The organism is Nonomuraea rhizosphaerae (assembly GCF_019396405.1).
GTDB lineage: Bacteria > Actinomycetota > Actinomycetes > Streptosporangiales > Streptosporangiaceae > Nonomuraea > Nonomuraea rhizosphaerae.
Genome location: NZ_JAHKRL010000426.1, coordinates 1 through 2,817 on the forward strand (window position 1 = coordinate 1; position 2,817 = coordinate 2,817).

Genomic DNA, 2,817 nt, shown 5'->3' on the forward strand with positions numbered 1-2,817 from the left:
CATCCCCCAGGGGGGGCTGGTGGGCTGCGACGCCGGGGCGGCGCGGGCGGTGGACGGCCTGCTCGACGTGATCACCCCCGCCGACGCGGCCGGCGTGCGGCTGCCGTGCGTCACGATCGGCGCCGGCCAGCCCGTCACCTCCTACCCGGCGCTCGACGAGGCGATCCGCTACGTGGGCCAGCCGCTGGTCATGGTGGTCGCGCGCACGCCGGAGGCCGCGGCCGACGCGGCGGACCTGGTCGACCTCGACTACGAGCCGCTACCGCCGGTGATCGGGGTGGAGCGGGCGCTGGCGCGCGACGCCCCGCTGCTGTACCCGGAGTGGGGCGGCAACGTGATGGCGGACTTCCCGATGGGCGACCGGGACTGCGAGGAGGCCATCGCCGGGGCGGCGCACGTGGTCGACATGACGTTCACGTTCGGCAGGGCGACGCCGCACCCCATGGAGCCGCGCGGTGTGGTCGCGAGCTTCGCCGACGGCGAGCTGACCGTGCACACCTCCACGCAGTGCCCCCACCTGGTACGCGACCACGCCGCGGAGGCGCTCGGCCTGACCCACGACCGCGTACGCGTGGTGAACGGCGACACGGGCGGCGGCTTCGGCGGCAAGGAGCACCTGTACCCGGACGAGGTCCTCGTCTGCCTGGCCGCCATGCGCCTGGGCGTCCCGGTGAGCTGGACGGAGTCGCCCGGCGACCGCCTGGTCACGACGTTGCCGGCGCGGGCCGCCACGCACCGGGCCCGGCTGGCGCTCGACGCGGACGGCCGGTTCGTGGCGTTGCACGCCGACATCGTGGGCGACGTCGGCGGCCATCCGTCGAACTGCGGCATGTCGCCGATCATCGTGACCGGCTGCTCGTTGCCGGGTCCGTACCGGTTCGACCGGGTCGGCGTCCGGCTGCGCGCCGTCGTGACGACGACCACGCCGACCGGCTCCTACCGGGGGTTCGGCGTGCCCGAGGCCGCCTGCACGAGGGAACGGCTGGTCGAGGAGGCCGCGAGACGGCTCGGCGCCGACCCGGTGGAGCTGCGGCTGCGCAACATGCTGGGGCCGGAGGAGCTGCCGTACACCTCCCGGCTCGGGCTGGAGTACGACTCGGGTGACTACCCGCTGGCCCTGCGCACGCTGCGCGAGATGGTCGTCCCACCGGCGCGCGACGACGGGCGCAGGCGCGGGGTGGGGTTCTCCTGCCATGTGGAGGGCACCGGCCTCGGGTCCTCGATGGACCTGAAGGCGGCGGGGATCAGGTCCGGCGGCTACGAGACCGCGGTCGTGCGCATGGAGCAGGACGCCTCGGTCGTGGTCTGGTCCGGAGTCGTGGGCATCGGGCAGGGCATCGAGACCACGCTGTCCCAGATCGCCGCGGACCGGCTGCGCGTGCCCATCGACCGGGTGCGCGTGGTGCTGGGCGACACCTCGGCCACGCCGTACTCCTCGGTCGGGTCGATCGCCAGCCGCTCGCTCGCGGTGGGCGGCGGCGCGCTGTCGCTGGCCGCCGACCGGCTCAGGGAGAAGATCGTGACCCTCGCGGCGCACCGGATGGAGGTCTCGCCGGACGATCTGGAGATCGCGGGCCAGGTCGTACAGGTGAAGGGGGATCCGCGGGCGTCGCTGACGCTGCGCGAGATCGCCACCTCGGCGTGGCGCGGCTGGGACCTGCCCGCGGGCGCCGATCCTGGGCTGGAGGAGCGGGTCTCGTACGACCCGGCCCACGAGACGTTCGCGTACGGCGCGCACGCGGCGGCGGTGGCGGTCGATCCCGAGACCGGCGCGGTCGAGCTGGAGGGCTACTGGGCGGTCAACGACTCGGGGGTGCTGGTCAACCCGGCGATCGTGGAAGGGCAGCTCCGTGGCGGGATCGTGCAGAGCATCGGCATGGCGCTGACCGAGGAGATCGTCTACACCGAGGACGGTCAGCCGATGGCCGAGTACCTGATGCCGACCGCACGCGAGGTCCCCGACATCCAGGTGCGGACGATGCAGGTGCCCTCGCCGCTCACGCCCGGCGGCATGAAGGGCGCGGGGGAGTCGGGAACGGTCGGCCCCGCGGCGGCCATCGGCAACGCGGTCGCCGCCGCGATGCCGGAGATCGCCGCGCGGGTGACCAGTACGCCGTTGACCCCGCAGGTTGTGTGGGCTCTAATCTCTGAGTGACTTACGCCCGATATGTCGCGCTTGGCGACAGTCAGACGGAGGGCCTCGGCGACGGCGACGACATCCGCGGCCATCGCGGCTGGGCCGACCGGCTCGCCGAGCTGCTCGCCGTCGCGAACCCCGCCGTCCAGTACGCCAACCTCGGCGTACGCGGACGGCTGGCCGGGCAGATCCGCGACCAGCAGCTCGCCCCGGCGCTGGCGCTGCGGCCCGACCTGGCCACGGTGATGGCCGGGATGAACGACCTGATCAGGCCGAGCTTCGAGGCCGGCCCGGTGATCTCGGCGCTGGAGGAGATGTTCGAGGCGCTGACCGGGGCCGGGGCGCGGGTGGTGACGGTGACGTTCCCGGACATCGGGAAGATCGCTCCGGTGGCCCGGCGGCTCGTCCCCCGGGTGGTCGACCTCAACGCCCGCATCCGGGAGGCCGCCGCCCGGCACGGGGTGACCGTGGTGGACACCTTCCCGCACGCGTTCGCCACGGACGCCAGGATGTGGAGCCCGGACCGGCTGCACGCCAGCCCGCTGGGCCACGCCCGGATCGCGGCGGCCATCGCGCACGCGATCGAGCTGCCGGGCAGCGACAACACCTGGTCGGCCCCGCTCACCGCGCTGCCCCGGCGGGCCGCCTGGCGGACGGCCGGGGCGGGGGTGCGGTGGATC

2 protein-coding genes are annotated in these 2,817 nt (G+C 74.3%); both read left to right on the plus strand.

What is annotated here, in order from left to right; translation table 11 throughout:
• On the plus strand, nt 1-2,155 hold a 2,155-nt coding region (locus tag KME77_RS21955), incomplete at its 5' end, for a xanthine dehydrogenase family protein molybdopterin-binding subunit (protein ID WP_219470719.1).
• A partial coding sequence (locus tag KME77_RS21960; RefSeq protein WP_219470721.1) for an SGNH/GDSL hydrolase family protein occupies nt 2,152-2,817 on the plus strand: 666 nt, incomplete at its 3' end. The genes KME77_RS21955 and KME77_RS21960, both read left to right, overlap by 4 nt.